Here is a 6,536-nt window from a genome sequence, read left to right as displayed (position 1 = left end):
GGCCACTACGAACCGGGCGGGGGTGCTGCCCCCCGCCGCCTGAGCCCCCGCCCGGGGGGGGCCCCCCCCCCCGCGGGGGGCGGGGCCCGCCCCCGTGCCGTACGGTGTGCCCGCCGTCAGGCGCGTCCGCGCTTCTTGTTGCCGCGCACCGCCATGTAGGCGGCGTCGCCGAGGGCGACGATGATGACCGCGGCCACCAGCTGGAACAGGTGCCGCCACCAGTCGATGCCCGAGGTCTCGTCCACCCCGGCCGCGCGGGCGACCGCGTTGCCGACGATCGCGCCGAGGATGCCGAAGATGGTGGTCAGCCACAGCGGACTGTGCTGCTTCCCGGGGATGATCGCCTTGGCGATGATTCCGAGCACGAATCCGACGATGATCGCCCACAACCAGCCCATGACTGCCTCCTCGTACGGCTCTACGCGAGCATTGCCGCCAGTCTTCGGCCGTACCGCGTACGGCGCATGCCGGATACCGCCGATCGGGGTCCCGCGGCTGTGCCGACCCGCGCGGGCCGGCCGCGCGCCGAGTGGGTGCCCCGGTCTCGTGGGCGGCGCGGGGGCGGCGTAACGTGGTGAGTTGTCCGGGACCGGTGTCCCCGAGCGGCCACGGACGGGAGCGGGGCGGGGACGGTCCGATCGGGCGGATGGTGGAACCAGATGCGGAAGCAGAGTGCCGGCGGCGTCGAGGTGTTCCGGATCACCGGGGCCCGGACGGGCCTCCAGGAGGACGTGCGCGCGCGACAGCGACGGTACGTGATCTCGATGTCGGTCCGCACCGTGTCGGTGGTGCTCGCGGCCTGCCTCTGGAACGTGGAGCGCCACGTCGCGATCGTGGCGCTGGTCCTCGGTGTGGTCCTGCCGTACATCGCGGTCGTGATCGCCAACGCCGGGCGCGAGAACGCGCCATCCTTGCCGTCGACGTTCGTGACGCCCCAGACGCCGCCGATGATCCTGCCGCCGCGGGCTGACGACGCCTCCGCGGACTCCGTTCCCAAGGACGCCATGTCGGATCCGTCGCCGGGAGCGACGGGCGAGTCACGCGGCCGGCCGTGACCTCGCGGCGCCCTCCGGCGGGGGCGCGCGTTCCGCGCCAGGCCGAAGAACTGCTGAGATGAATCGTGCTGTTCCGGTGCCGGGCGATGGGTGACCCATGACATACTTCCTACGCGCTCCGCATCCCCCGTCGGAGCGACGGACCGACGCCGGGCAGCTCCCCCCGTGGCTGCTCGGCGTCGCCTTTTGTGTGAACCTGTGAGACGAACCTGTGAGTGACGACACCGCCCCGGACAACGCTCCGGAGGCCGCCCCCATCTGCTCCGCCAAGGGCTGCCGCACGGCCGCCGTGTGGGTGCTGGCGTGGAACAACCCGAAGATCCACACGCCCGAGCGGCGCAAGACGTGGATCGCCTGCGAGGAGCACCGGGAGCACCTGTCGAACTTCCTCGACCTGCGGGGCTTCCTCAAGGACGTGGTCCCGCTGGCCGAGTGGGAGTCCCCCGGCGCCCCGTAGGCCGTGTCCGCGCAGCCCCGCGGGCTAGCCCCCGATCGCCGACATCGGCCGGTCGGGCTGCACGAACGTCGGGTCGTCGAGGCCGGCACCGGCCTTCTTGCCCCACATGGCGAGGCGCCAGATGCGGGCGACCTCCTCGTCGGGGGCGTCGGAGCGCAGGGCGGCGCGCAGGTCGGTCTCCTCGCGGGCGAACAGGCAGGTGCGCACCTGGCCGTCGGCGGTCAGGCGGGTGCGGTCGCAGGCCGAGCAGAACGGGCGGGTGACGGAGGCGATGACGCCGACGCGGTGCGGGCCGCCGTCCACGACCCAGCGCTCGGCGGGGGCCGAACCGCGCTCCTCGGAACCCTCGGCGGTCAGCTCGAAGCGGGTGCGCAGGGACTCCAGGATGTCACCGGCGGTGACCATCCCGTCGCGCTTCCAGCCGTGCTGGGCGTCCAGCGGCATCTGCTCGATGAACCGCAGCTCGTAGTCGTGCTCGACCGCCCAGGCGAGCAGGTCGGGGGCCTCGTCCGCATTGAGCCCCGGCATCAGGACGCTGTTGACCTTCACCGGGGTCAGCCCGGCCTCGCGGGCGGCCGCCAGGCCCTCCAGGACGTCCTTGTGGCGGTCCCGGCGGGTGAGGGTCTTGAAGACGTCGGGGCGCAGGGTGTCCAGCGAGACGTTGACCCGGTCGAGGCCGGCCGCCTTCAGGGCCGTCGCCGTGCGCCGGAGGCCGATACCGTTGGTGGTGAGGGACATCTGGGGGCGCCGGTCGAGGGCGGCGACGCGCTCGACGATGCCGACCAGGCCGGGGCGGAGCAGCGGCTCCCCGCCGGTGAAGCGGACCTCCTCGATGCCGAGGGAGGTGACCGCGATGTCGATGAGGCGGACGATCTCGTCGTCCGTGAGCAGGTCGGGCTTGGCGAGCCACTGGAGGCCCTCTTCGGGCATGCAGTAGGTGCAGCGCAGGTTGCACCGGTCGGTGAGCGAGACCCTCAGGTCGGTGGCCACTCGGCCGTAGGTGTCGATGAGCACGTGGGCCCCCTCCCTCGACGCGGATCGGCGGAGCACTGGACTCCTCCTACACCTGCGAGCCTACGTGACCGGTCCGACATCCACAGGGGGCCGATCCCTACGACGTACGGCGCGGCCCCGTCGTAGGGATCTACGACGGGGCCGCGGAGGGAACGGATCAGTGCGCTCCGGTGCCGGTCAGGGACCGGACCTCCAGCTCGGCGTACTTCGCCTTGTCGGGCTCCTCCTTGGACAGGACCGTGCCGAGCCAGCCCATCAGGAAACCGAACGGGATGGAGATCAGGCCCGGGTTCTTCAGCGGGAACCAGGCGAAGTCGACGTCCGGGAACATCGCCTTCGGGTCGCCGGAGACCACCGGCGAGAACAGCACCAGGCCGACGGCGACGATCAGGCCGCCGTAGATCGACCAGAGGGCGCCCTGGGTGGTGAAGCGCTTCCAGAAGAGGCTGTACAGGATGGTCGGCAGGTTGGCGGACGCGGCGACGGCGAAGGCCAGGGCGACCAGGCCGGCGACGTTCAGGTCGCGGGCGAGGGCGCCGAGCGCGATGGAGACGATGCCGATGAATACGGTGGCCCAGCGGGCCGCCCGCATCTCCTCCTTCTCGGTGGCCTCGCCCTTGCGGATGACGTTGGCGTAGATGTCGTGCGCGAAGGACGAGGACGAGGCGAGGGTGAGCCCCGCGACCACGGCGAGGATGGTCGCGAAGGCCACCGCCGAGATCGTCGCGAGCAGGATCGCGCCCCAGGCCGAGTCGACGCCGCCGACGTGCAGGGCGAGCAGGGGTGCCGCCGTGTTGCCGGACGGGTTTGACTCGGTGATCTCCTTGGGACCGACGAGCGCTGCGGCGCCGAAGCCGAGTGCGATGGTCATCAGGTAGAAGGCGCCGATGATGCCGATCGCCCAGTTGACGGACTTACGGGCGGCCTTGGCGTTGGGCACGGTGTAGAAGCGGATCAGGATGTGCGGCAGACCCGCCGTGCCGAGGACCAGGGCGATGCCCAGGGAGATGAAGTCCAGCTTGGTCGTCCCGTTGATGCCGTACTGGAGGCCGGGTTCGAGGAAGGCGGCGCCGTGGCCGCTCTTCTCGGCGGCGGTGCCGAGCAGGTCGGAGATGTTGAAGTCGAACTTCAGCAGCACCAGGAAGGTGATCAGGATGGTGCCGCCGATCAGCAGCACGGCCTTGACCATCTGGACCCAGGTGGTGCCCTTCATGCCGCCGATGGAGACGTACACGATCATCAGGATGCCGACCAGCGCGACGATGAGGATCTTGCCGGCGTCGGAGGTGATACCGAGCAGCAGCGAGACCAGGACGCCGGCGCCCGCCATCTGGGCCAGCAGGTAGAAGATCGAGACGACGATCGTGGAGGTGCCTGCGGCGGTCCGCACGGGGCGCTGGCGCATGCGGTACGCGAGGACGTCACCCATGGTGTAGCGGCCGGAGTTCCGCAGCGGCTCGGCCACCAGGAGCAGGGCGACCAGCCAGGCGACCAGGAAGCCGATGGAGTACAGGAAGCCGTCGTAGCCGAAGAGGGCGATCGCGCCGGCGATGCCGAGGAAGGACGCGGCGGACATGTAGTCGCCGGAGACGGCGAGGCCGTTCTGGAAGGCGCTGAACTGGCGGCCGCCCGCGTAGAAGTCGGCGGCGTCCTTGGTCTGGCGGCCCGCCCACACGGTGATGCCGAGGGTGGCGAGGACGAAGACCGCGAACAGCGTGATGATCAGCGGCCGGTGCTCGCTGGCCTCGTTGGCGGCCAGCTCGGCGGCGAGAACGGTCTGTGCGGGGCTCATGCGCCGCCCTCCATCCGGGACTTGATGGCCTCGGCCTTGGGGTCGAGCTTCGCGGCGGCGTGCCGCGAGTACCACCAGGCGATGAGGAACGTGGTGACGAACTGGGCGATGCCGAAGACGAAGGCGACGTTGATGTTGCCGAACAGCTTGGTGCCCATGAAGTCGCCGGCGTAGTTCGACAGCAGCACGTACAGCAGGTACCAGACGACGAACGCGATCGTCAGCGGGAACGCGAAGGAGCGGAAGGAGCTGCGCAGTTCGGCGAACTCAGCGCTCTGCTGCACTTCGGAGAACTCCTCGGCGGAGGGGAGTCGGCGTTCCTCTTGCGAGGGGGGCTCCTCTTTCGAGGGGGGTGGTGCGTCGGTGGCCACGGAGTCTCCTCGTACGACGGACATGACGGCTTGGACCTCGGTGTTCTCGCTGGGAGCTGGTCGTGCTCGGGCTCCCTGCCCAACGACACGGCGCCCCACGGGGACCGGTTCAACGCCGGGGCCACTTTCCGAAGTCACCCTCGGTGGGTCATTGCTGGCCAGCGACTCGGGGAGATAGCTTCACCCTGCACCACTCCGTCATGTACCTGCCCGAGCACAACCCGTGTCTCGGGCCGGTTTCGTTACCGGATGATGTGGAGACCCCATGGATCATCTGCGTTCCCCGCGTTCCAGACGCAGGCTCGCCCTCGCCGTACCGGTCGTGCTCTCGCTCACCGCGTCGCTCGGCTTCCTGCCCGCGGCCGCGCAGGCGGCCCCGGACGCGCGGGCCGGCCGGGCCGCGGCCGCCGAGGCGCCGGGGCTGGCGTACGTCGTCAACACCCGCACGGACCACCGGACGATCGCGTCCGTGCAGCGCGCGATATCCAGGACGGGCGGCACCGTGGTCGCCACGTACGACAGGATCGGCGTGATCGTCGCTCACTCGGCCGAGCCCGGCTTCGCCGCCGCGATGCGCGAGGTCCGGGGCGTGCGGTCGGCGGGCGCGACCCGCACGGCGCCGCTGACCGCCGCCGCGACGACGGACCAGGGCGCCGTCCAGCCGCTCACGGCCGAGCAGGCCGCGCGGACCGCGCGGGCGTCCGGGGCCGCGGGAGCGGGCGAGCCGCTGGAAGCGGACCAGTGGGACCTGCGCGCGATAGGCGCCGACAAGGCCGCGAAGATCAACCCGGGCAGCTCCCGCGTCACCGTCGCCGTGATCGACACCGGCGTCGACGACACCCACCCCGATCTCGCCCCGAACTTCTCCGCCTCGCAGTCCGCCAACTGCGTCGGCGGCAAGGCGGACACCAGCGCGGGCGCCTGGCGGCCGTACACCGCCGAGGACTACCACGGCACCCACGTGGCCGGCGAGATAGCCGCCGCCCGCAACGGCATCGGCGTGGCCGGTGTCGCACCGGGAGTGAAGGTGTCGAGCATCAAGGTGAGCGACCCGGACAACGGGCTCTTCTACCCCGAGAACGTCGTGTGCGCGTTCATGTTCGCCGCCGACCGGGGCGTGGAGATCACCAACAACAGCTACTACGTGGACCCGTGGCTGTACAACTGCATGGACGACCCCGACCAGCGCGCGATCGTCGACGCGGTCAACCGGGCCCAGCTGTACGCCCAGCGCAAGGGCACCCTGCACCTCGCCTCCGCCGGCAACTCCAACCACGACCTGGACTCCGACGCGATCGTCGACGACTCCAGCCCGGACGACTCCACGCCGGTGACGCGGACGATCGACCCGCACGAGTGCTACGACGTGCCGACCCAGCTGCCGGGCGTCGTCACGGTCAGCGCCACGGGCGTCGACAAGGAGAAGTCGTACTACTCCTCGTACGGCGAGGGCGTCGTCGACGTGGCCGCGCCGGGCGGCGACGGGCGCTACCAGATCCCGGACACGCCGTCGAAGAACGGCCGCATCCTGTCGACCATGCCGAACAACGCCTACGGCTACCTCCAGGGCACCTCGATGGCCTCGCCGCACGCGGCGGGCGTGGCCGCGCTGCTCAAGTCGAAGCACCCCTGGGCGTCCCCCGCGCAGTTGCAGTGGCTGCTGAAGGCCCAGGCGGACAACCCGGGCTGCCCCGACTCCTACGACCAGGACGGCGACGGCGCGCAGGACGCCACGTGCGAGGGCGGCGCGCGCGTCAACGGCTTCTACGGCTTCGGCATCGTCGACGCGCTCCGCGCGGTGAAGTGACCCGCCCGGCACCGGCCCCCTCCACCCACCTTCTTCCTTC

General features: G+C 70.9%; 7 protein-coding genes. 3 read left to right on the top strand and 4 right to left on the bottom strand.

Annotated elements, in window-relative coordinates; genetic code table 11:
* Window positions 1-116: 116 nt before the first annotated feature.
* Complete coding sequence (locus ACGF3J_RS28850; RefSeq protein WP_161330252.1) at window positions 117-398, bottom strand: GlsB/YeaQ/YmgE family stress response membrane protein; 282 nt, start codon at window positions 396-398, stop codon at window positions 117-119.
* 261 nt (window positions 399-659) lie between these two features.
* On the opposite strand from ACGF3J_RS28850, the gene ACGF3J_RS28845 reads away from it, so the two are divergent.
* Together ACGF3J_RS28845 and ACGF3J_RS28840 are read left to right on the top strand one after the other, a co-directional pair.
* Complete coding sequence (locus ACGF3J_RS28845) at window positions 660-1,055, top strand: DUF3099 domain-containing protein (protein ID WP_161330251.1); 396 nt, start codon at window positions 660-662, stop codon at window positions 1,053-1,055.
* A gap of 211 nt (window positions 1,056-1,266) precedes the next feature.
* A complete protein-coding gene (locus ACGF3J_RS28840; protein ID WP_161330250.1) occupies window positions 1,267-1,512 on the top strand; it encodes a hypothetical protein in 246 nt (81 codons plus the stop codon).
* A 24-nt stretch (window positions 1,513-1,536) separates the two neighbouring features.
* On the opposite strand, the gene moaA is transcribed toward ACGF3J_RS28840, so the two are convergent.
* The 3 genes from moaA to ACGF3J_RS28825 form a co-directional block, all read right to left on the bottom strand.
* Window positions 1,537-2,526: a GTP 3',8-cyclase MoaA gene (gene moaA, locus ACGF3J_RS28835; protein WP_220186499.1), complete on the bottom strand. Its 990-nt coding sequence runs from the start codon at window positions 2,524-2,526 to the stop codon at window positions 1,537-1,539.
* A gap of 157 nt (window positions 2,527-2,683) precedes the next feature.
* Window positions 2,684-4,318 carry a cation acetate symporter gene (locus ACGF3J_RS28830; protein ID WP_161330249.1) on the bottom strand — a complete coding sequence of 545 codons (1,635 nt, stop codon included), beginning with the start codon at window positions 4,316-4,318 and terminating at the stop codon, window positions 2,684-2,686.
* Window positions 4,315-4,689, bottom strand: a complete 375-nt coding sequence (locus ACGF3J_RS28825) for a DUF485 domain-containing protein (protein WP_161330248.1) — start codon at window positions 4,687-4,689, stop codon at window positions 4,315-4,317. The genes ACGF3J_RS28830 and ACGF3J_RS28825 overlap by 4 nt, the downstream gene beginning before the upstream one ends.
* A 265-nt stretch (window positions 4,690-4,954) precedes the next feature.
* Here ACGF3J_RS28825 and ACGF3J_RS28820 point away from each other — a divergent pair, with 265 nt between their 5' ends.
* Window positions 4,955-6,496: a S8 family serine peptidase gene (locus ACGF3J_RS28820; protein WP_393855055.1), complete on the top strand. Its 1,542-nt coding sequence runs from the start codon at window positions 4,955-4,957 to the stop codon at window positions 6,494-6,496.
* Window positions 6,497-6,536 lie beyond the last annotated feature (40 nt).

Origin of the sequence: Streptomyces sp. NPDC048171 (genome assembly GCF_043202655.1) — a bacterium.
Classification (GTDB): domain Bacteria; phylum Actinomycetota; class Actinomycetes; order Streptomycetales; family Streptomycetaceae; genus Streptomyces.
The sequence above is the reverse complement of the archived record's forward strand: the minus strand, read 5'-3'. Positions and strand labels throughout refer to the sequence as shown.

What these genes read in the sequence shown, in the direction of transcription:
- ACGF3J_RS28850 (WP_161330252.1), bottom strand. Translation starts at nt 398, where the DNA reads ATGGGCTGGTTGTGGGCGATCATCGTCGGATTCGTGCTCGGAATCATC.
- ACGF3J_RS28845 (WP_161330251.1), top strand. Translation starts at nt 660, where the DNA reads ATGCGGAAGCAGAGTGCCGGCGGCGTCGAGGTGTTCCGGATCACCGGG.
- ACGF3J_RS28830 (WP_161330249.1), bottom strand. Translation starts at nt 4,318, where the DNA reads ATGAGCCCCGCACAGACCGTTCTCGCCGCCGAGCTGGCCGCCAACGAG.
- ACGF3J_RS28820 (WP_393855055.1), top strand. Translation starts at nt 4,955, where the DNA reads ATGGATCATCTGCGTTCCCCGCGTTCCAGACGCAGGCTCGCCCTCGCC.